The sequence below is a fragment of the Streptomyces sp. NPDC059080 genome, assembly GCF_042739975.1.
Taxonomy (GTDB): domain Bacteria; phylum Actinomycetota; class Actinomycetes; order Streptomycetales; family Streptomycetaceae; genus Streptomyces; species Streptomyces benahoarensis.
Genome location: NZ_JBHYGX010000014.1, coordinates 61,683 through 81,255, shown reverse-complemented (window position 1 = coordinate 81,255; position 19,573 = coordinate 61,683). Strand labels below are relative to the sequence as shown.

18 protein-coding genes and 1 tRNA gene are annotated in these 19,573 nt (G+C 70.2%); 2 read left to right on the top strand and 17 right to left on the bottom strand.

What is annotated here, in order from left to right:
* Nucleotides 1-8: 8 nt before the first annotated feature.
* The 11 genes from prmC to ACFWWQ_RS14320 all read right to left on the bottom strand — a co-directional run bounded on the left by prmC (nucleotide 9) and on the right by ACFWWQ_RS14320 (nucleotide 13,593).
* A complete protein-coding gene (gene prmC / locus ACFWWQ_RS14370; protein ID WP_384595369.1) occupies nucleotides 9-854 on the bottom strand; it encodes a peptide chain release factor N(5)-glutamine methyltransferase in 846 nt (281 codons plus the stop codon).
* 44 nt (nucleotides 855-898) lie between these two features.
* The gene (gene prfA, locus ACFWWQ_RS14365) at nucleotides 899-1,978 is read right to left on the bottom strand and encodes a peptide chain release factor 1 (protein WP_384595366.1); all 1,080 of its coding nucleotides are present in this window, start codon (nucleotides 1,976-1,978) and stop codon (nucleotides 899-901) included.
* A 163-nt stretch (nucleotides 1,979-2,141) separates the two neighbouring features.
* Nucleotides 2,142-2,366 (bottom strand): 50S ribosomal protein L31, encoded by a 225-nt coding sequence (gene rpmE / locus ACFWWQ_RS14360; protein WP_384595363.1) that lies wholly within the window; start codon nucleotides 2,364-2,366, stop codon nucleotides 2,142-2,144.
* A 219-nt stretch (nucleotides 2,367-2,585) separates the two neighbouring features.
* Complete coding sequence (locus ACFWWQ_RS14355) at nucleotides 2,586-3,710, bottom strand: LCP family protein (RefSeq protein ID WP_384595360.1); 1,125 nt, start codon at nucleotides 3,708-3,710, stop codon at nucleotides 2,586-2,588.
* A 371-nt stretch (nucleotides 3,711-4,081) separates the two neighbouring features.
* On the bottom strand, nucleotides 4,082-6,166 hold the full coding sequence (gene rho, locus ACFWWQ_RS14350; protein WP_384595357.1) for a transcription termination factor Rho: 2,085 nt from the start codon (nucleotides 6,164-6,166) through the stop codon (nucleotides 4,082-4,084).
* A gap of 377 nt (nucleotides 6,167-6,543) precedes the next feature.
* A complete protein-coding gene (gene thrB, locus ACFWWQ_RS14345) occupies nucleotides 6,544-7,461 on the bottom strand; it encodes a homoserine kinase (protein WP_384595354.1) in 918 nt (305 codons plus the stop codon).
* A gap of 320 nt (nucleotides 7,462-7,781) precedes the next feature.
* Nucleotides 7,782-8,867, bottom strand: coding sequence for a threonine synthase (gene thrC / locus ACFWWQ_RS14340; RefSeq protein ID WP_143940213.1), 1,086 nt, complete (start codon nucleotides 8,865-8,867; stop codon nucleotides 7,782-7,784).
* An 8-nt stretch (nucleotides 8,868-8,875) separates the two neighbouring features.
* Nucleotides 8,876-10,177, bottom strand: coding sequence for a homoserine dehydrogenase (locus ACFWWQ_RS14335; protein WP_384595350.1), 1,302 nt, complete (start codon nucleotides 10,175-10,177; stop codon nucleotides 8,876-8,878).
* 138 nt (nucleotides 10,178-10,315) lie between these two features.
* Entirely contained in the window at nucleotides 10,316-11,707 is a 1,392-nt protein-coding gene (lysA, locus tag ACFWWQ_RS14330; RefSeq protein WP_384595348.1) for a diaminopimelate decarboxylase, read from the bottom strand.
* Between the two features lie 27 nt (nucleotides 11,708-11,734).
* Entirely contained in the window at nucleotides 11,735-12,832 is a 1,098-nt protein-coding gene (gene nrtL, locus ACFWWQ_RS14325; protein WP_384595345.1) for an ArgS-related anticodon-binding protein NrtL, read from the bottom strand.
* A 191-nt stretch (nucleotides 12,833-13,023) separates the two neighbouring features.
* Nucleotides 13,024-13,593 carry a PleD family two-component system response regulator gene (locus tag ACFWWQ_RS14320; RefSeq protein WP_384595342.1) on the bottom strand — a complete coding sequence of 190 codons (570 nt, stop codon included), beginning with the start codon at nucleotides 13,591-13,593 and terminating at the stop codon, nucleotides 13,024-13,026.
* 320 nt (nucleotides 13,594-13,913) lie between these two features.
* On the opposite strand from ACFWWQ_RS14320, the gene ACFWWQ_RS14315 reads away from it, so the two are divergent.
* Nucleotides 13,914-13,985, top strand: a tRNA-Arg gene (locus tag ACFWWQ_RS14315).
* 131 nt (nucleotides 13,986-14,116) lie between these two features.
* Here ACFWWQ_RS14315 and ACFWWQ_RS14310 read toward each other — a convergent pair.
* The 6 genes from ACFWWQ_RS14310 to ACFWWQ_RS14285 all read right to left on the bottom strand — a co-directional run bounded on the left by ACFWWQ_RS14310 (nucleotide 14,117) and on the right by ACFWWQ_RS14285 (nucleotide 18,693).
* A complete protein-coding gene (locus tag ACFWWQ_RS14310) occupies nucleotides 14,117-14,476 on the bottom strand; it encodes a hypothetical protein (RefSeq protein ID WP_384595338.1) in 360 nt (119 codons plus the stop codon).
* A 58-nt stretch (nucleotides 14,477-14,534) separates the two neighbouring features.
* On the bottom strand, nucleotides 14,535-15,593 hold the full coding sequence (locus tag ACFWWQ_RS14305) for a cytochrome c oxidase assembly protein (protein ID WP_384595335.1): 1,059 nt from the start codon (nucleotides 15,591-15,593) through the stop codon (nucleotides 14,535-14,537).
* Nucleotides 15,594-15,741: 148 nt separating this feature from the next.
* Nucleotides 15,742-16,368, bottom strand: coding sequence for a hypothetical protein (locus tag ACFWWQ_RS14300; RefSeq protein ID WP_384595332.1), 627 nt, complete (start codon nucleotides 16,366-16,368; stop codon nucleotides 15,742-15,744).
* Nucleotides 16,365-17,087, bottom strand: coding sequence for a hypothetical protein (locus ACFWWQ_RS14295; RefSeq protein ID WP_384595329.1), 723 nt, complete (start codon nucleotides 17,085-17,087; stop codon nucleotides 16,365-16,367). The genes ACFWWQ_RS14300 and ACFWWQ_RS14295 overlap by 4 nt, the downstream gene beginning before the upstream one ends.
* Nucleotides 17,084-18,367 (bottom strand): putative T7SS-secreted protein, encoded by a 1,284-nt coding sequence (locus ACFWWQ_RS14290; protein WP_384595326.1) that lies wholly within the window; start codon nucleotides 18,365-18,367, stop codon nucleotides 17,084-17,086. Before ACFWWQ_RS14290 ends, ACFWWQ_RS14295 begins: the two co-directional genes overlap by 4 nt.
* Nucleotides 18,368-18,369: 2 nt before the next feature.
* On the bottom strand, nucleotides 18,370-18,693 hold the full coding sequence (locus tag ACFWWQ_RS14285; protein WP_384595323.1) for a hypothetical protein: 324 nt from the start codon (nucleotides 18,691-18,693) through the stop codon (nucleotides 18,370-18,372).
* Nucleotides 18,694-18,882: 189 nt separating this feature from the next.
* On the opposite strand from ACFWWQ_RS14285, the gene ACFWWQ_RS14280 reads away from it, so the two are divergent.
* A complete protein-coding gene (locus ACFWWQ_RS14280; RefSeq protein ID WP_384595320.1) occupies nucleotides 18,883-19,458 on the top strand; it encodes a hypothetical protein in 576 nt (191 codons plus the stop codon).
* The last annotated feature ends 115 nt before the right edge of the window (nucleotides 19,459-19,573 follow it).

The window sequence follows — 19,573 nt, the reverse complement described above, 5'->3', positions numbered from 1 at the left end:
GGCGGCCGTCATGGCGTCACCCGGCGCGCGGTGGCGAAACGGGGCCGGTTGTTCAGGTCCGGGTGGTCGGCCGCGTCGGCCCAGCCCCGTTCCTCGGCGAAGATCCACGGCACCTGGCCGCCCTGGGTGTCGGCGTGCTCGATGACGACGAGCCCACCGGGCCGCAGCAGCCGGTGCGCGGTCCGCTCGATGCCCCGGATGGTGTCCAGGCCGTCCTCACCGGAGAACAGCGCCAGCTCGGGGTCGTGGTCGCGGGCCTCGGGGGCGACGTACTCCCACTCGGTGAGCGGGATGTACGGCGGATTGGAGACGACCAGGTCGACCTGGCCGTCCAGCTCGGGCAGCGCGGTCAGCGCATCGCCGTGGTGGAGGTTGACCCGCGAGCCCTCGACGTTGCGCCGGGCGTATGTCAGGGCCTGTTCGGACAGCTCCACGGCGTGCACCGTGGAGCGCGGCACCTCCTGCGCGAGGGCGAGGGCGATGGCGCCGGAGCCGGTGCACAGGTCGACGATGAGCGGTTCGACGACGTCCAGGGCGCGCACCGCGTCTATGGCCCAGCCGACGACCGACTCGGTCTCCGGGCGGGGCACGAACACGCCGGGACCGACGTGGAGTTCGAGGTAGCGGAAGAACGCGCGGCCGGTGATGTGCTGGAGCGGTTCGCGGGCCTCGCGGCGGGCGATCGCCTCCCAGTACCGGGCGTCGAAGTCCGCGTCGGCCACCGTGTGCAGTTGGCTGCGCTTGACGCCGTGCACATGCGCGGCCAGCTCCTCGGCGTCGAAGCGCGGTGAGGGCACCCCGGCGTCGGCCAGCCGCTGGGTGGCCTGGGCCACCTCGGCGAGCAGCAGGTTCACGGGTTCCTCCAGCCGGTCGTGCGGGCGTGCGGGTGGTGCGGGTCTTACTGGGCGGCGGCGAGCTTGGCCGCCGAGTCGGCGTCCACGCATGCCTGGATGACCGGGTCCAGCTCGCCGTCGAGCACCTGGTCCAGGTTGTACGCCTTGAAGCCGACGCGGTGGTCGGAGATGCGGTTCTCCGGGAAGTTGTACGTCCGGATGCGCTCGGAGCGGTCGACGGTGCGGACCTGGCTGCGGCGGGCGTCGGACGCCTCGCGCTCGGCCTCCTCCTGGGCGGCGGCCAGCAGCCGCGAGCGCAGGATGCGCAGGGCCTGCTCCTTGTTCTGGAGCTGGCTCTTCTCGTTCTGGCAGGAGACGACGATGCCGGTGGGCAGGTGGGTGATGCGCACCGCGGAGTCGGTGGTGTTGACGGACTGGCCGCCGGGACCGGAGGAGCGGTAGACGTCGATCCGCAGATCGTTGGGGCCGATCTCGACCTCGACCTCCTCCGCCTCGGGCGTGACGAGCACACCGGCGGCGGAGGTGTGGATGCGGCCCTGCGATTCGGTGGCGGGGACGCGCTGGACGCGGTGCACGCCGCCCTCGTACTTCAGGCGGGCCCAGACACCCTGGCCGGGCTCGGTGGCCCCGCCGCCGCCCTTGGTCTTCACGGCGACCTGGACGTCCTTGTAGCCGCCGAGGTCGGACTCGTTGGCCTCCAGGATCTCGGTCTTCCAGCCGGCCCGCTCCGCGTAGCGCAGGTACATCCGCAGCAGGTCACCGGCGAACAGTGCGGACTCCTCGCCGCCCTCACCGGCCTTGACCTCCAGGATGACGTCCTTGTCGTCGCTCGGGTCGCGGGGGACGAGCAGCAGCCGCAGCTTCTCGGTCAGCTCGTCGCGCCGGGCGTCGAGCTCCTTGACCTCGTCGGCGAAGTCCGGGTCGTCCGCGGCGAACTCGCGCGCGGTCTCCCTGTCCTCACCGGTCTGCTTCCAGGAACGGTAGGTGGTGACGATCGGGGTGAGTTCGGCATAGCGCTTGTTGAGCCGCATGGCCTCGCGCTGGTCGGCGTGGACCGCGGGGTCGGCCAGCTTCTTCTCCAGACCGGCGTGCTCGCCGATCAGTTCCTCGACCGCCTCGAACATCGTGGGGTTCCTTAGCTGACTGGTGTTTCCGGGTGCCGGTCACCTGGTGCGGCTGGGCAGCCGCGGCGTGCCGGACCCCCGGCCGGGTCCGTGGCCTGGACGACAAAACGCCGGTCCGGTCGCCCCTCGGAGGGGCGACCGGCAACCGGCGCCTTGCGGGTCGCTACTTCTTGGCCGAACCGGCGGCCTTGCCGAAGCGGGCCTCGAAGCGGGCCACACGGCCACCGGTGTCCATGATCTTCTGCTTGCCCGTGTAGAACGGGTGGCACTCGGAGCAGACGTCGGCGCGGATGCTGCCGCCCTCGACGGTGCTACGGGTGGTGAAGGACGCGCCACAGGTGCAGCTGACCTGCGTCTCGACGTACTCCGGGTGGATGTCGCGCTTCAAGGGGATCTCCTAGGTTCGGGAGTGCTCCGGGTCGTGCCGCGGATTTGCGTCACGTGAACCGGGGCCGACGGTCCAGTCTGCCAGGACTTGTCGCATCTCCCAAAACCGGGGTGGACCGCCGGGTATTCCCCACCCCGGGAGCGGGGAAACCCCGGCGGCCGGAAGGTTACGCGCCGTTCCCGGGCCTCCACATCGCGTGGCTGCCCAGGGGGGCCGCGGCTACTTCACGTACGAAGCGGTACCGCCCTTGTCGCCCGCGGAGTCCTTGAGCGCGGTCTTCGGGATGGCACGGTCCTGCCGCAGCGCGCCCCAGACCTGCGCGGTCTGCCGGGGCAGCGGGACGACGCGCGCCGGGTCGAGCTTGTCGTACTCCACGGGCAGCGTGACCATGTGGATGTTCTGCGAGCCGATGCCGCCGAGGCTCTTGGCGAGGCCGGTGAGCGCGCCGACGGAGTTGAGGTCGGTGTCGGTGGTGACGGTCTTGGTCGCGGTGTCGGCGATGTCGTAGAGCTTTGCCGGGCTGGTGAGCACGCCGACGTTCTTGACCTGCTGCATCAGCGCCTTGACGAAGGTCTGCTGGAGCTGGATGCGGCCCAGGTCGCTGCCGTCGCCGCCGGGGACACCGTGCCGGGTACGGACGAGCCCGAGGGACTGCTCGCCGGTGAGGACGTGGTGCCCGGCGGGCAGGTGGAGATGGCTGGAGTTGTCGTCGATCGGCTTGCTGGTGGTGATTTCGACGCCGCCGAGCGCGTCGATGAGCTTCTTGAAGCCGGTGAAGTCGACCTCGACGAAGTGGTCCATACGGATGCCGCTGAGCGATTCAACGGTCTTGACGGCGCACGCGGGACCACCGACCTCGTAGGCGGTGTTGAACATCGCCCGCCGCGCGCCGGCCACCTCCTTGCCGTCCTTCACGCAGGCGGGACGGGTGATGAGGGTGTCGCGCGGGATGCTGACGACGCTCGCCTTCTTGTGGCCCTTGTAGACGTGCAGCACCATCGCGGTGTCGGAGCGCGCGCCGCCCTCGTCGGTGCCGTACGCGGCGTTGCTGCCGGACCGGGAGTCGGAGCCGAGGACGAGGATGTCGAGGGAGCCGTTGTCGACGTTGCCGGGCCGGTCCTTGCCGAGGGCGGCGTTGATGTCGACGCCCTTGAGGTTGCCGTTGAGCTGGTAGTAGACGTAGCCGAGTCCGGCGCCGGTGAGCAGCAGGCAGCTGACCGCGGCGCAGAGCGTGAGGGTCAGGGCGCGGCGGCGTCGGCTGGGCGCCTTGCGGCGGCGGCCCGTGGCGCGTATGCGGCCGCGGCGGCTCGCCGTCGCCCGCTGCGTCCCGTTGCTGTCGGCCATGTGCTCCTCGGTCCGTGTGCGCTGCCCCCGCCCGCCCCGTGCGGGCACGGCGCGTCATGTCGTGGGAGACGGGGAGCCGGACGGAAGGGTTGCACAGCGACCTGTACGCACCGGGCGGACGCGGGCGGGCGGACGCGCGCCGCCGTCCGGCCCGTACGTCCGTCCCGACCTGGGCCGATGGCCGGTTTCCGGCCACCGCCAAGCGGCTGGTTCCGGGCATCTCCTGTGCGAAAGGTCTCAGCGGGACACCTCCGGACGGAGGTATACGAACCGGCCGTCGGCGGTTCACCCTTCAGGCCGGGCCCGGACGGCGCGAAGCCCCCGCACGCGAACGTGCGGGGGCTTCGTGGCGGCGTTGCGCGGCCGGGGCGTCAGTCGTTGCTGTTGCCCATGCCCGGCGTCGTCTTCTGGATCTGGAGCAGGAACTCCGCGTTGGACTTCGTCTGCTTCATCTTGTCCAGCAGCAGCTCGATCGCCTGCTGCTGGTCCAGGGCGTGCAGCACCCGGCGCAGCTTCCAGACGACGGCGAGCTCGTCGGCGCCCATCAGGATCTCCTCCTTACGGGTGGACGACGCGTCGACGTCCACCGCCGGGAAGATCCGCTTGTCGGAGAGCTTGCGGTCGAGCTTGAGCTCCAGGTTGCCGGTGCCCTTGAACTCCTCGAAGATCACCTCGTCCATCCGCGAACCGGTCTCGACCAGCGCGGTGGCCAGGATGGTCAGCGAACCGCCGTCCTCGATGTTGCGCGCGGCGCCGAAGAACCGCTTCGGCGGGTAGAGCGCGGTCGAGTCGACACCACCGGACAGGATGCGGCCGGAGGCGGGCGCCGCGAGGTTGTACGCGCGGCCCAGACGGGTGATGGAGTCCAGCAGGACGACCACGTCGTGACCCAGCTCGACGAGACGCTTGGCGCGCTCGATGGCCAGCTCGGCGACGGTGGTGTGGTCCTCGGCGGGACGGTCGAAGGTCGAGGAGATGACCTCGCCCTTGACCGACCGCTGCATGTCGGTGACCTCTTCGGGCCGCTCGTCGACGAGGACGACCATCAGGTGGCACTCGGGGTTGTTGCGGGTGATCGAGTTGGCGATCGCCTGCATGATCATGGTCTTACCGGTCTTCGGCGGGGCCACGATCAGACCGCGCTGGCCCTTGCCGATCGGCGTCACCAGATCGATGATCCGGGTCGTCAGACCGCCCGACTCACCCTCCAGGCGCAGCCGCTCCTGCGGGTAAAGGGGCGTCAGCTTCCCGAACTCCGGGCGCTGGCGGCCCTGTTCGGGCGCCACGCTGTTGACGGTGTCGAGGCGGACCAGCGCGTTGAACTTCTCGCGGCGCTCACCGTCCTTGGGCTGCCGCACCGCACCGGTGACGTGGTCACCCTTGCGCAGACCGTTCTTACGGACCTGGGCCAGCGAGACGTACACGTCGTTCGGGCCCGGCAGGTAGCCGGAGGTCCGGATGAACGCGTAGTTGTCGAGGATGTCGAGGATGCCCGCAACGGGGATCAGGACGTCGTCCTCGGAGACCTGCGGCTCGTTGCCGAACTCCTCGCGCCCGCCGCGACGGCCCCGGCGGTCGCGGTAGCGGCCACGGCGGCCACGGCGGCCGCCCTCGAAGTCGTCGCCGTCGTCGTGACGATTGTCCCGCTGACGGTCCTGACGGTCCGGACGGTCCTGACGGTCCTGGCGGTCCTGGCGGTCCTGGCGGTCCGGACGGTCCTGACGGTCGCGGCGGTCGCCCTGGCTGCTCTGGTTGCCGGAGTCGCTGCCGTCGTTCTTGTTGCGGCGGCCCTGCTGGCGGTCGCGGCGGTCGCCCTTCTGGCCGCGGTCCTGACGGTCGCCGCGGTCCTGACGGTCGCCGCCCTTGTGCTGCTCGGACTGCTCGCCCTTGGCGGGCCGCTCGTCGACGACGGTGTCGGCCTTGCCCTTCGGCTCGGCCTTGGTGTCGGCCGCGCCCTCGGGGCTGCCGGCGGCCGCGGTGGCCCGGCGGCGACGGCGCTCGCCGGCCGGCTGCTCGTCACTGGCCGGCTGACCGGGGATGTCGATCTGCTGCTGAGCGGCCTGCTTGTCGGCGCTCTTGTCGGCCTTGGCCGGCTTGTCGGCGGCCTTGGCGGCGTCGCCGTCACCCGTACGGGCCTTGGAGGTGGTACGGCGCTTGGGCTTGGTGTCGGTCTCGGCGGGCGCGTCGGCCTTGGCGGAGCCGGAGGAGCCGGCGGCCTGCCTCTCCTTGATGACCTCGATCAGCTGGCTCTTGCGCATCCGCGCGGTGCCCTTGATGCCGAGGCCGGAGGCGACCTGCTGCAGCTCTGCCAGGACCATGCCGTCGAGGCCGGTACCGGAACGGCGGCGCCGCGTGGTGCCGGCAGCACCGGTGGCAGGCGCGGCGGGAGCGTCCGTGGCGGGCGCGGTGGCACTGCCATCGGTGCGCACGCCCATCAGATCGGTGGTGTCGCTCACGAAGGGTCCTTCCCTGGAGCGGGCGTCGGCCTGTCTGGCTCGGCGACCGGTTGTGCTGTCCGGCTGGTGGTCCCGCGGTGTTGCGAACCGGGCCGGGGCGGTGGTCCCGCCGGATACGGCGGAAAGATCAGTTCATTGGTCCGGCGCGAAGGGATGCTGTGTGACCCATGTCCGTCACGCCGATTCCGGAGCGTGCTCACTCTTGCTCGGGCTATTGCTTCGAGCAGTTTGGGAGGCTCCCGGAAGAAAGGTGGTCCCGATAGGGACACGAAGCATCGCGCCACTCAGGCGTCGAGTACTGACTTGAGGTTAACACTACCGGATCCAACAAACATTCCCCCTTCCCAAGACCGGCAATCGTCGATCACCCGCGTCGGTCACCCGGCGAGCGGCAGGACGCATGCGCCCGCCGCGTCGAGGGCCAGCCGGTTGGCCGCCCAGCCCTCTCCCGCCAGTGCGGCGACCTTGTCGGCCGAGGCGTCCTCGGCCAGTGCGAGCACCGTCGGGCCCGCACCGGAGATGACCGCGGGGACACCGTCCGCACGCAGTCGGTTCACCAGCGCCACGCTCTCCGGCATCGCGGGGGCGCGGTATTCCTGGTGAAGTCGGTCCTCGGTCGCGGCCAGCAGCAGCTCGGGGCGCCTGGTCAGCGCCTCGACGAGCAGTGCGGCGCGACCGGCGTTGGCCGCGGCGTCCACATGCGGGACGGTGCGCGGCAGCAGTCCGCGGGCGGTCTCGGTGAGCACCGGTTTCCCGGGGACGAAGACGACGGGGACGATCGACGCGGCCGGCTCCATCCGGATGGCGCGGGCCGCCCCCGTGTCCGTCCAGGCCAGGGTGAAGCCGCCGAGCAGGCAGGCGGCGACGTTGTCGGGGTGGCCCTCGATCTCGGTGGCCAGCTCCAGGAGCGCGGCGTCGTCGAGTCTCTGCTCACCACCGATGGTGACGGCACGCGCGGCGACGATTCCGGCACAGATGGCGGCCGACGACGAGCCGAGGCCCCGGCCGTGCGGAATGCGGTTGGCACAGACGATTTCCAGCCCGCGCGGCTGTCCGCCGAGCAGGTCGAAGGCGGTGCGCAGGGAGCGTACGAGCAGATGACTCTCGTCGCGCGGGAGGGTTTCGCTGCCCTCACCTGCGATGTCTACGTGCAGACCGGAGTCGGCGACCCGCACCACGACATCGTCGTACAGCCCCAGCGACAGGCCGAAGGCGTCGAAGCCGGGGCCGAGATTGGCGCTGGTGGCGGGGGTGCGCACCCGGACGGCGGCGGCACGGAACGCGGGACCGGCCATCGCTCGATGACTCTCCTTGATTGATGCTGCGGTATGCCCCGCGCCACCGCGGCGCCGAGGCGCCCGGTCGGCCGCCGGGGACTGTTCTGACCTGCCCTGCACACCACTACGTCATGCCATGCGGAGGGGAGTTGACTACCAGCCTATCGAAGGAAGGTTCTGTGGCGACATAGGGCGCACGGGAGGCGCACGGTGCGTGTCGCAGACCGAGCCGTGCCTCACTTCTGACTTTGCAGCCTTTGCACTCTTTGCTGCACGGCGGGCCACCTGCCCCGGGAGCTGGTGACCCGCCGTACGCCCGGCGTGTGCAGTTGCCGGGGTTACGCGAGACCGAGACGCTGGGCGGCGGCGTCCGCGTCGATCGGGACGGTGACGGGCTGCGGCGCACCGGCCACCGCCCAGTCGGGGTCCTTGAGGCCGTTGCCGGTCACCGTGCAGACGATGCGCTGACCGGGGTCGACCTTGCCCTCGTCGGCGGCCTTGAGCAGACCGGCGACCGAGGCGGCCGACGCGGGCTCCACGAAGACGCCCTCCTGCGCGGCCAACAGCCGGTAGGCGGCCAGGATCTGACGGTCGGTCACCTCATCGATGAAGCCGCCCGACTCGTCCCGCGCCTGCTCCGCGAACGACCACGACGCGGGGTTGCCGATGCGAATGGCGGTGGCGATGGTGTGCGGGTCCTTGACGACCTCGCCGCGCACGATCGGGGCGCTGCCGGACGCCTGGAAGCCCCACATCCGCGGGGTGTGCGAGGCGATGCCGTCGGCGGCGTATTCGCGGTAGCCCTTCCAGTACGCCGTGATGTTCCCGGCGTTGCCGACGGGCAGGACGTGGATGTCGGGCGCGTCGTCGAGCATGTCGACGATCTCGAACGCCGCGGTCTTCTGGCCCTCGATACGCACAGGGTTCACGGAATTCACAAGTGCGACCGGATACTTGTCCGAAAGTCCACGGGCGAGCGTCAGGCAGTCGTCGAAATTTCCGTCGATCTGGAGGATCTTCGCGCCGTGCACCAGCGCCTGGCCCATCTTGCCGAGGGCGATCTTGCCCTGCGGGACGAGCACCGCGCAGACCATCCCGGCGCGCACCGCGTACGCGGCGGCGGAGGCGGAGGTGTTGCCGGTGGAGGCGCAGATCACCGCCTTGGCGCCCTCCTCCTTGGCGCGGGTGATGGCCATCGTCATCCCGCGGTCCTTGAAGGACCCGGTGGGGTTGGCACCCTCGACCTTGAGGTGCACCTCGCAGCCGGTGCGCTCGGACAGCACCTGCGCGGGGACGAGCGGCGTGCCGCCCTCCCGCAGGGTGACCACCTCGGTCGTGTCGCTGACCGGCAGCCGGTCACGGTATTCCTCGATGATTCCGCGCCACTGACGGTTCGCGGCGGACGCGGTGGAATTGGCAGACATGGGTTCCTTTACTCCCCTTCGACCCGCATGATGCTGGCGACACCGCGGACGGTGTCCAGCTCGCGCAGGGCCTCGACGGTCGACGACAGGGCGGCGTCGGCCGCCCTGTGGGTGACGACGACGAGGGACGCCTCGCCGTCTCCGTCGGGCCGCCCTTGCTGACGGACGGTGTCGATCGACACCCCGTGCTCGGCGAAGACCGTGGCGACCTGCGCGAGGACGCCGGACTTGTCGGCCACGTCGAGACTGATGTGGTACCGCGTGATGACCTCGCCCATCGGGCTGACGGGCAGCCGCGTGTACGCGGACTCCCCCGGCCCGGTGGTGTCGGCGACCTTGTTGCGGCAGACCGCGACGAGGTCGCCGAGCACCGCGGACGCGGTCGGCGAACCGCCGGCGCCCGGCCCGTAGAACATCAGCTGACCTGCGGCGTCGGACTCCACGAACACCGCGTTGTACGCCTCGCGGACGGAGGCCAGCGGATGGCTGAGCGGGATCATCGCGGGGTGCACCCGGGCGGTGACGGACTCGCCGTCCGCGGCACGCTCGCAGATGGCGAGCAGCTTGACGGTGCACCCCATCCGCTTGGCGGAGGCGATGTCGGACGCGGTGACCTCGGTCAGGCCCTCGCGGTGCACATCGTCGATGGTCACGCGGGTGTGGAAGGCGATCCCGGCGAGGATCGCGGCCTTCGCGGCGGCGTCGAAGCCCTCGACGTCGGCGGTCGGGTCGGCCTCGGCGTACCCGAGGGCGGTGGCCTCGTCCAGCGCCTCGCTGTACCCGGCGCCGCTGGTGTCCATCTTGTCGAGGATGAAGTTGGTGGTGCCGTTGACGATGCCGAGGACGCGGTTGACCTTGTCACCGGCGAGCGATTCGCGCAGCGGGCGGACCAGCGGGATCGCGCCGGCGACCGCGGCCTCGTAGTAGAGGTCCGCGCCGTGCCGCTCCGCCGCGGCGTGCAGCGCGGCGCCGTCGGCGGCGACCAGCGCCTTGTTGGCGGAGACGACGCTGGCGCCGTGCGCGAAGGCGGTGGTGATCAGCTCACGGGCCGGTTCGATGCCGCCGATGACCTCGATGACGACATCGACGTCATCGCGTTTGACCAGCTCCAGCGCGTCGGTGGTGACCAGCTCGGCCGGGATGCCCTCGCGCACCCGGTCGGGGCGGCGGACGGCGATCCCGGCCAGCTCCACGGGGGCACCGATGCGGGCCGCGAGGTCGTCGGCGTGCGTCGTCATGATGCGCGCCACCTCTGAGCCGACCACACCACAGCCCAGGAGCGCCACCTTCAGCGGACGCGTACGCATCATTCGACCTCTGCTTTTCATCGATACTGCCGTTTTTCTTCTTGGTGGTTTCTCAGTCTCACGCACCGGACGGCACTTTCCGCGCCTCGTCCGGATACCGAGACATTTATGGCGTCCGCGCCGGACACGCGAACGACTTCGTCATCCGACATCCAACCGCAGGAGATCCTCCTCCGTCTCCCGGCGGACGATGACCCGCCCCGCACCCCCGCCGACGGCCACCACCGGCGGCCGCAGCGCGTGGTTGTAGTTGCTGGCCATCGAGCGGCAGTACGCGCCGGTCGCGGGCACCGCCAGCAGGTCACCGGGGGCCACGTCGGACGGCAGGAAGGCGTCCCGGACGATGATGTCGCCGCTCTCGCAGTGCTTGCCGACGACGCGGGAGAGCATCGGCTCGGCGTCCGAGGTGCGCGAGACCAGCGCGACGGTGTACTCCGCGTCGTACAGCGCGGTGCGGATGTTGTCGGACATCCCGCCGTCGACGGAGACGTACGTCCGCAGCCCCTCCAGCTCCTTGACGGTGCCGACCTCGTACAGCGTGAAGGCGGTGGGGCCGACGATGGCGCGGCCCGGCTCGACGGAGAGCCGCGGCACGCGCAGCCCGGCCGCCTCGCACTCCTTGGTGACGATCTCGCCGAGCGCCTTCGCGATCTCGTGCGGCTCGCGCGGGTCGTCGTCCGAGGTGTACGCGATGCCGAGGCCGCCGCCGAGGTCGATCTCCGGCAGCTCCACGCTGTGCTCGTCACGGACCTCGGTCAGCAGCTGGACGACGCGCCGGGCGGAAACCTCGAACCCGGCCATGTCGAAGATCTGCGAACCGATGTGGCTGTGGATGCCGGTCAGCTCCAGGCCGTCGAGGGTGAGCGCCCGCCGCACGGCCTCGGCGGCCTGCCCGCCGGCCAGCGCAATGCCGAACTTCTGGTCCTCGTGCGCGGTCGCAATGAACTCGTGGGTGTGCGCCTCGACACCGACGGTGACGCGGATCTGCACCCGCTGCCGCCTGCCGAGCCGCTGCGCGATGTGGGCGACCCGCACGATCTCCTGGAACGAGTCGAGCACGATCCGCCCGACGCCCGCCTCGACGGCGCGGGTGATCTCCTCGGTGCTCTTGTTGTTGCCGTGCAGCGCGATCCGCTCGGCGGGCATCCCCGCGTCCAGCGCGGTCGCCAGCTCACCGCCGGAGCAGACGTCGAGGTTGAGCCCTTCCTCGGTCAGCCACCGCACCACCGCGCGGGACAGGAACGCCTTTCCCGCGTAGTACACGTCGGCGCCCGTCCCGAACGCCTCCCGCCAGGCCCGGCAGCGCGCCCGGAAGTCCTCCTCGTCGAGGAAGTACGCGGGGGTGCCGAACTCCTCGGCGAGCGTCTTCACGTCGAGTCCGCCGACGGTCACCACGCCGTCGGCGTCGCGCCGGACGGTACGCGACCAGACCCGCGGGTCAAGGGAGTTGAGGTCGGCGGGCGGCCCGGCGTAGTGCCCCTCGGGCAGCACATCGGCGTGACGGGGCCCGGCGGGGTGGGCGGAACGGCTCATGGTGGTGGAGATCCCCTCGGATGTCGTTCAAAGTCGTACGGGTGCGGAAACGCCGAGCAGGCGGAGGCCGTTGACGAGCACCGTCCCGCTGGCCTCGGCGAGGGCCACCCGGGCGCGGTGCACGGCCAAGGGTTTCTCCTCACCGACGGGCAGCACCCGGCACCCGCCCTGCCAGCGCAGATACGCGTCGGCCACCGCTTCCAGATGCCGTACCACGCGGTCCGGCGCCCGGTACCGCGCCGCGGCGGCAACGGCGTCCGGGAAATCGGCGAGGAGGAGGTGGAGGGCGTGGGTGTCCGGGTCGGGGCCGGTGTCGATGTGACTCTCGGGGCCCGTCTCGATGTGACTCTCGGGGCCCGTCTCGATGTGGCTCTCGGGGCCGGTGTCGATGTGACTCTCGGGGCCGGTGTCGCCCGGCGCTCCCGTGAAACCCAGCTCGCGGGCGTTGCGCACCACCGCCTGGGTGCGGGCGTACGCGTACTGCGCCCGGAAGCGCGGGTTCTCCTCCCGCTGCGTGGGCCGCTCGGGCGGCCGCACCGGGTCGTGCGCGGCCGGTCGCAGCAGCACCCACCGCGCCTCGTCCTCGCCGAGCCGGGCGACGAGCCGGGCCAGCTCGGCCCGCGCACCGTCGGACGACGCGGCTCCAGCCTCCGGCGCGACGTCGTCCGGCTGCGTCCCGGGGCCGGCCACGGCCGCGTCGACCCGCGCCAGGGCCTCGGCCACGACAAGCCCCCGGGCGCCCCCGGGCAGCGGCGCGGTCGCGGCTCCGGGGCGGCCCGGGCGGGCGCCACCGGTGCCGTACCGCGGGCCCTGCGCGAGGACCGTGCGGACCAGCTCCGCCGGTGCACCGTCCCCCAGGGTGAAGTTCAGAAATCCGGGCCCGGCGACCTCGACCCGCGCGATGCCCGCGCAGCCGGCCAGCCGCTTGCGCAGCACCTCGGCGACCTCACGGGCGGGCAACCCCGCACCCGCGGCGAGCTGCAGCGCGACGTTGGACGCGTAGTCCCCGGAGTGCGGCGCGGGCCGCATCACGACCCGCTCCGGCACCACCACGGAAAGCTCCCGCTCCGCCACGGCACCACGCACGGAGCGCAGGACGGTACGGGACAACTCGGCGGGGGTCACAGGACAAGCGTAGGGGAGAACGGGGGCACCCATGCGACCAGGTTTCGCCTGGTGGACAGCGGGGGCCGGCCGTAGGCCCTGTCGGGTCACCCGGGACGGTGCCGGGGGCCGGGTGAGGGCGGTGCGCGGGGGCGGCGCCCGGACCGCTCAGGGCAACGTCGGGGGCACCTCAGGGTTCCCCCGGGGTCCGCTCAGGACGACGCCCGGCGGTCGCCGGGATCGCCCCGCCAGCCGTGGCGCCGCTCGCCGTAGCCGTGCGGCGCGAGGTGATCCTGCCGGTCCAGATGGTCGCCGCAGTCGAGATGCGCGGCGTGCTCGGCGAGGCCCGGCTGTTGTCGTACCAGAGCCATCCCGGCGGCCCGCTCCGCCGCCAGCCGGTCCGCCACCGCGGTGTCGCCGTCGGTCGTCGGCCGCCGCCCCTTCCGGGCCAGCCGCGCCACCGTCTGCACCATCTCCATCGGCTCGAACGGCTTACTCAGAAACGCGTCGACGCCCACGGCTTCACCGCTGTCCATCTCACCCTGGTTGCAGGCGCTGATGATCGCGATGGGGATGCCCCACGTCCGCGGATCGGCCCGCAACCGCGCCGCCGTGTGCAGACCGTTGAGCCGCGGCATCACGACGTCAAGGGTCACCACATCAGGTCTCACGTGGTGCACGACATCCAGACACTCGGCACCATCAGCCGCGGTCACGACCTCGAAGCCCTCCAGCTCAAGGTTGACCCTGATCAACTGCCGGATCCCCTTGCTGTCATCCACAACAAGGATCCGACCGCACAAGCCAGGCACACGACGAGACTAGGGGCCCGCCTGCGACGGCGTACCGCTTTCCCGCACTTCGCCCCCGTGCGGGGGACGTTTCCCCGACCGCCGCTCCTACGCCTCTGACATGCGCTAAGACGCGGTGCCGGGGGTCGGGCCGGGCCTCCGCGGGGCGCGTGTGGGTGGCGGTGGCCGTCGGCCGGGGCGGCGCTCCCGGACCCGCGGAACGATCTCCACGGTCCTCCCCGGAATCACGTACCGGAACACCCCATCGGAGCTGGTAGTGTTCTACCCGTCGCCAGGCAACACAGCGAAACGCCCCCGTAGCTCAGGGGATAGAGCAACGGCCTCCGGAGCCGTGTGCGCAGGTTCGAATCCTGCCGGGGGCACTTCACAGGAAGTGCCGAAAAGGGTCCTGATCAGCTGAGAAGCTGATTGGGACCCTTTTCGTACGCAGCGAAACGCACACGGCCCGCCTTGCCGCTACCTCATCCTCGGGAAGCGCCTTGACCTGCGCGCCTCAGGCTGTGGTGGTTGTTCCGTAATCCGGGTCGTAAAAGCGCAGCATGGAGACGAAGCGATCGAGCAGGTCGAGTTGTTCGGCCCTGAGTGACGGCGCATTAAAGTGCATGACTGTGTTGCGGACGTCCTTCACGCGGCCGAGCAGCTCGATGAATTGGCCTCTGTCGACAAGGGGCCAGCCGAGTTTGTCCCAGCGTTCCTCGTTGTCCAAGAGACGAATGTATTCGCCGAACATCATCTCGTCGACGGACTTCTTCCTCTTGTGCACTTTCTGGACGTCGGCCTCGTCGTAGACGCGCCCCAGACATCGGCGCAGTCGCCGCTCGATCTCACCCGGCACCGTACACATCGGCACCATGCATCGGTTCAAAAGGGCTGGAATCGCACAGGGCCGAGCCGCCGCCTCCAGTGGCGGTTCAGCCCCTCGGGGTGCCGCTTCCCCCTCGTCGGTACCGCTCCCCCACCACGCCCTGGTCGGTCTCCCACCAGGGTCGGGTCAGTTCCTGGGGCGGTGCCTTGGCGTCGGCCGGGGGCGCTGTCGTGTCCGGCGCGGCCGGGGGGCTCGGGACGGCGGGTGCCGCCGCCGTCGCCAGTTCGCAGTCCAGTCGGGCGTCCAACGCCACCGTCCTGCCGCGTTCGGAACGTACCCATTCCGCGAAGACCGCGATGAGGAAAGGCAGGCCGATCAGCTCGGCGATGGTGAGCATCAGGCCGCCGCCGATCATCTGGTCGCGCTGCAGGGTGGGGTCCCAGGGGCGGTGGTGGGCGGTGTACCAGCCGCCCGCGACGAGGGTGCCGCTGGTCATCACGACGATGCCGGGCACGGAGTCGACCAGCCCGTCGACGAGGACGAGGAGGGCGCGGACGGGGTGGCTGCACCAGTCGGGCAGCAGCGCCTCGCGGGTGAGCATCGGCAGGACGAAGAGGCTGCCGACGACGAGGAGTTGCAGGTACATCAGCTCGTGCAGCGGGCCGTGACGCAGGGCGGTCGCGAAGTACGGCGTGAAGTAGATCGCCAGCTCGGAGGCGAGCACCAGGAAGGTGCTGACCAGCGGGAACGTCAGCAGGCGCAGCAGGCGGCCGGAGAGTGCGCCGCGTAGCCGGCGGGCGGTCGGCGACCGTTCGTCCAGGCCCCGTAGCGCCAGTGCCAGCGGGTCGCCGAGGGCCAGGCCGAGCGGGGCGATCAGGTCGAGAACGATGTTCTGCACCGCCGCCGGCCAGAACAGTTCGTGGTCGTAGACCGCCAGCCCCGACATGGTCGCCACGACGATCGCGCCGAGCCCGAGGCCCGCGAAGGCGGCGCTGCGGGCGAGCGGCCACCGCTCGCCGCGGCGCGCCAGCCGTACGACGCCCCAGGCGTAGAGGCCGCCCAGCAGCAGCACCAGGGCGAGGGCGTACGGGTCCAGTTGCCAGCTGTCGGCCAGCCGTGCGGCGGTCAGCTCCGGCAAACCGGCGGAAAGCGGTGTCGGTGTCACGGGGCACCACGCTAGACCTGCCGCCGGGCGGCGTGTGCGCGGGGCGCCGGGTACGGGTGCGGACCGCTGCGCGTCCGCCCCGCGTGCCGGGCAGCGCGGGGCGGACAGGGGGCGCTCAGGGCGCCCGGGGCAGCGGTATCGGCCCGGCTCAGCGGAACCGGCTGGGACGGGCGATGCGGGCCTGCGAGGCCCGGTGCCTGCGGTCGGGGCCGGCGCTTTCGCGTTCCTTGGCGCTTTCCGCCCAGTGCTTCGGCTGCATGAACAGCAGCTCACCGGTGCCCGGCACCAGGGCCACGCCGCCGAACGGATCGTCCCCCGCGAACCAGACGCCCGTGTCCATCTCCGGCCAGCCGGAGCGGCTCAGCACCTCCTTCGCACGCAGCGTGAGCGCGTCCTCGCGGCGGCCGCCGAGGCGGAGGTAGAGAGTGTGGGACGCGTACTGGCCGTCCTTCTCCACCGGAGTGCGGAATTCTATCGGATAGGTGCGGAAAACCCGCGCGCATTTGCGGGTCAGCGCTATGCGCTCCCGGAACGTCAGCAGGACGATCAGGCCGCCGAAGAGACCGATGAGGAACACCGGTATCAGGTAGGTGTTCCGGAACACGAGCAGCTGGACCCAGAGCAGGAAGAACGCCGGGAAGTATTTCAGGAATTTCTTCGTGGCGGTGGCGTAGTGGTACTTCAGCGCTCCCTCGAAATCCGTGCCGTCGGTCGGGTACGGGGCCGGCACGGCGTTCCGGAGCTTGGCTCGTACGCGCTCTTCCGGGGTCGTCATCCGAAGGGGCTCCTTTCTGCTGTGTCGGGGGCGGTGGACGGCCCGGAATTCCCGTTCGCCGCGGACTCTTCCGCCGGGTCCGTGAAGGACAGCGTGCGGGCGACACCGATCAGTACGCCGCGGTAATCCTGGGCCAATTCCACGGCGGGGGTGACCAGTTGCAGCATAATGATCGAGGCGTTACCGGGGCGGGGAATGGCCACCGTTCCCTGCCAGACGGTGCCGTCGCGGGATTCCTCTTCGCCTTCCCCTTCCGGCCCCTCGGGGGGAGCGGCCGGTGAAGGCGCGCGGCGGACCGTTTCCCAGACGTATCCGGTGCCGACGGGGATTTCCACCGGGACGATGCCGTCGGCGGCGCTGGTTCCCGTGCTGTCACCGCCCAGGAGTTGCATCAGGACGGCGTCGGGATTGGCGCCCGACGTCGCGACGGTGGAGACCGTGAGTACGGAGAGGGTGGGTTCACCGTCGTCGTCGGGGTGCATACCGAGGGCACACCCCAGCACCTCGCGTTTGCGGAGCATGGTGAGGACGCCCGCGTAGAGCCGGAATATCTGGTCGGCGCGGTCGCGGTGCTCGGGAGGCAACAGGGTGATCTGGCGGGCAGTCTCCTGAATTCCATCGGGTGTGGGCTGGAGGTCCAACGGGAGGTAGCCGTAGGGGAGTCCGTACCAGAATTCTGGTTTCGGTTCGAGCGCCATCGGATCGATAAGGCCGTTCACAGGCGGATGCCCCTCATCATTTCTGCTACGTCGGCGACGAATCCCATGGTGCCGCTCTTCACGCCGGTACCGGTAATTATTCCCTTGGCGGTTTCGGTGCCGTCGTGCCCCAGGCCGTCCTTCGGGAGCACCCCGATGCTCTCCAAGGACGACTCCATGTTCGCTGCGACATTGGCGCCGTTGAGAGCATGCTGAAGTGCGCTGGTGGATTCGGTGGCGGCGTCAAGTGCCTTGAATCTGAAAGCTGGCACGATTTCGCTACCAAATTTACCCATTTTCGACCCGAGGGACATGGCCTCGCCGCCTTCGCGCGCCACCGCCGCGGCGAGCCCCGCCTCACCGCCCGCCCGAGCGAGGGCACCGACACCCGGCACCATGCCGAGGGTGTCGCCGACCATGGAGGCCCCGGCGAAGATGCCTTCCTTCCAGCCGTATTTCCCTGTCAGCGCATCTCTGAAATCCTCGCTGGCGAGGTTCTTGGCCATGGACACCGCGCTGGCGGCGACCGCGACACCCGCGAACACCGGGGCCAGCGGGGTCGGCAGCAGCGCCAGGACACCGGCAATGGCCCCGATGGTTCCGGCGTGGTCCAGGACGAGTTCGCCGAACTTTTTCAGCCCGTCACCGATGGCGCTGAGCGTTTTACCGAACCAGCCCGGCTCTTTGGGTGCCAGCTTGTCGTCGGCGTTGTCCAGCTTTTCGGCGACATCCTTGGCGCAGTGGATGTGGATGCTTTCGAGTTCGCGCGCCTTTTTCAGGACGTCTTCATAGGCGGCGTTGGCGTCGTCCGAGTGCTTGGTCGCATCGTTGAGCGCCTGCTCGGCAGCCCGCAGGCGGTCCGTGGCAGCGTCCGCCTCCGCCTGGCTGGGGTATTCTTTTCCACCGAGCTTGAGGTCCGGGTCCGCCTTTGCCTCGTCGTAGCGTTTCTTGGCACTGTCGGAAGCGGCCTTCTTCTCCCGCGCGGCGTCATCGTATTTCTTCGCCAGATCGCGGTGAGAGGAAAGATCACCCTCCCAGCCCTTGAGGCTTTTGGCGGCCTTTTCCAGAGAGTGACCGGCGTTCATCACGGCCAGCTTGAGGTCACCGTCCACCGTGTCACGGAAGGCGCTGGCGGCATCTCCCTGCCAGCTGGAGCTGGCGTCGAGGAGTGAAGTGATCTGCTCGTAACAGGTGTTCAGCGTATCGGCTGCCGCCTGCACTTTGCTCTGGAGAGCCGATACCGAATCAGGGAGTCCGGGAACCGGGTTCCAGCCCAGGCTCGGATAAGGATTTGCCGTCATGGTCAGCGCTCCCCCGCGTTGGCGGCTGCGGTGTCGTGCATCTTCTTGAGCGCCTTGGAGAGGTTGTCTTCCAACTCCTTGTAGCTCAGTGCGGTTTTATCCACGCCTTCGTCGACCGCCCCGATCAATTCCTTCAGCTCGCCGGTGCCGTACTTCCACCGCTCCTGAAAGGTCTCGCACGCCTCGTCCAGCCGCGCCGTCCCGATCTGTTCGGCACTGACGGACGAAAGGGCTTTGCGTGCACTCTCCAGATCCGAAATGGATCTCTTCAACACGCGGCCGAAATACCCAAGTTGCGTGAGATCCACCTTGAACTCATCGGACACCGGAAACCTCTTTCCCCCAACAAACGATGTGAACATACGCCGCACGAGGGGCATTTGGGGCGCCCGCATGCCGCCCGGTACGACGCCAGGCTAAGGTATAGCAACCATCAAACATTCTTAATATCCGGGCCCGGTGGACGGTTCCCACTCGAAACCGCAGGGCTGATGCTCGAAAAGGGGGAACTTCTAGTGAGGTCTGCGGGACATGACGTTCCAGGCACGGCCGCCTTCGAGGACGCGGGGACGCGGTCCGCCTGGGCTGCGGAGCGGCGGCGGGTACGGCTCCTCCTGACCGGCTGGACGGTCCTGTACGTGGGAGCCTTCATCGCGCTCACGTTGCTCGACGAGTTCGGCGTCATCGCGCTGTCCGACGTGAAGTGGAGCGGCCGCCGAGGTCGCGGCGCCGGAGATCTGCTCGGTCTGGTCGGAGGTCTGATCCTCCTCGTCTACTTCTTCGTCCTCTGCTACTACGTCATCTTCCTGCGCGCCCTGAAGCGCATCCGCCGCCTGCTGGAAGCGCACCCGTGGCGCCCGGTGGCCGAGGTCCGGCAGATCCCGCGGAACAAGGACATCGGCGTGCCGGTGCGGCTGCGCCTCGGCGATGCGGACGAATGGACCCGGGACATGTCCACCCGCGGGACGCGCCCCCGACGCCAGTGGCCCGAGGCGCTGGAGCAGGGTGCCTGGCACGCCGGTGACCTGGAGGGCCCGGGGGTGCTCGCGCTGCCCGGCGGTGGGCGGCCCATGGAGATCAAGCCTCGGTGAGGGGCGATCACCTACGCGGGCGGGGGGGGGGGGGGGCGGGGGGGGGCGCCCGGGGGGCGCCCCCCCCCCCCCCCACCCCGCCCCCCCCCCCCCCCCCCCCCCCCCCCCCCACCCC

Coding starts and splice junctions, on each gene's coding strand:
- prfA (WP_384595366.1), bottom strand. CDS start 1,978: ATGTTCGAGGCGGTCGAGGAACTGATCGGCGAGCACGCCGGTCTGGAG.
- ACFWWQ_RS14355 (WP_384595360.1), bottom strand. CDS start 3,710: ATGGCCGACAGCAACGGGACGCAGCGGGCGACGGCGAGCCGCCGCGGC.
- thrB (WP_384595354.1), bottom strand. CDS start 7,461: ATGGCCGGTCCCGCGTTCCGTGCCGCCGCCGTCCGGGTGCGCACCCCC.
- thrC (WP_143940213.1), bottom strand. CDS start 8,867: ATGTCTGCCAATTCCACCGCGTCCGCCGCGAACCGTCAGTGGCGCGGA.
- ACFWWQ_RS14335 (WP_384595350.1), bottom strand. CDS start 10,177: ATGATGCGTACGCGTCCGCTGAAGGTGGCGCTCCTGGGCTGTGGTGTG.
- lysA (WP_384595348.1), bottom strand. CDS start 11,707: ATGAGCCGTTCCGCCCACCCCGCCGGGCCCCGTCACGCCGATGTGCTG.
- ACFWWQ_RS14310 (WP_384595338.1), bottom strand. CDS start 14,476: ATGGTGCCGATGTGTACGGTGCCGGGTGAGATCGAGCGGCGACTGCGC.
- ACFWWQ_RS14300 (WP_384595332.1), bottom strand. CDS start 16,368: ATGACGACCCCGGAAGAGCGCGTACGAGCCAAGCTCCGGAACGCCGTG.
- ACFWWQ_RS14290 (WP_384595326.1), bottom strand. CDS start 18,367: ATGACGGCAAATCCTTATCCGAGCCTGGGCTGGAACCCGGTTCCCGGA.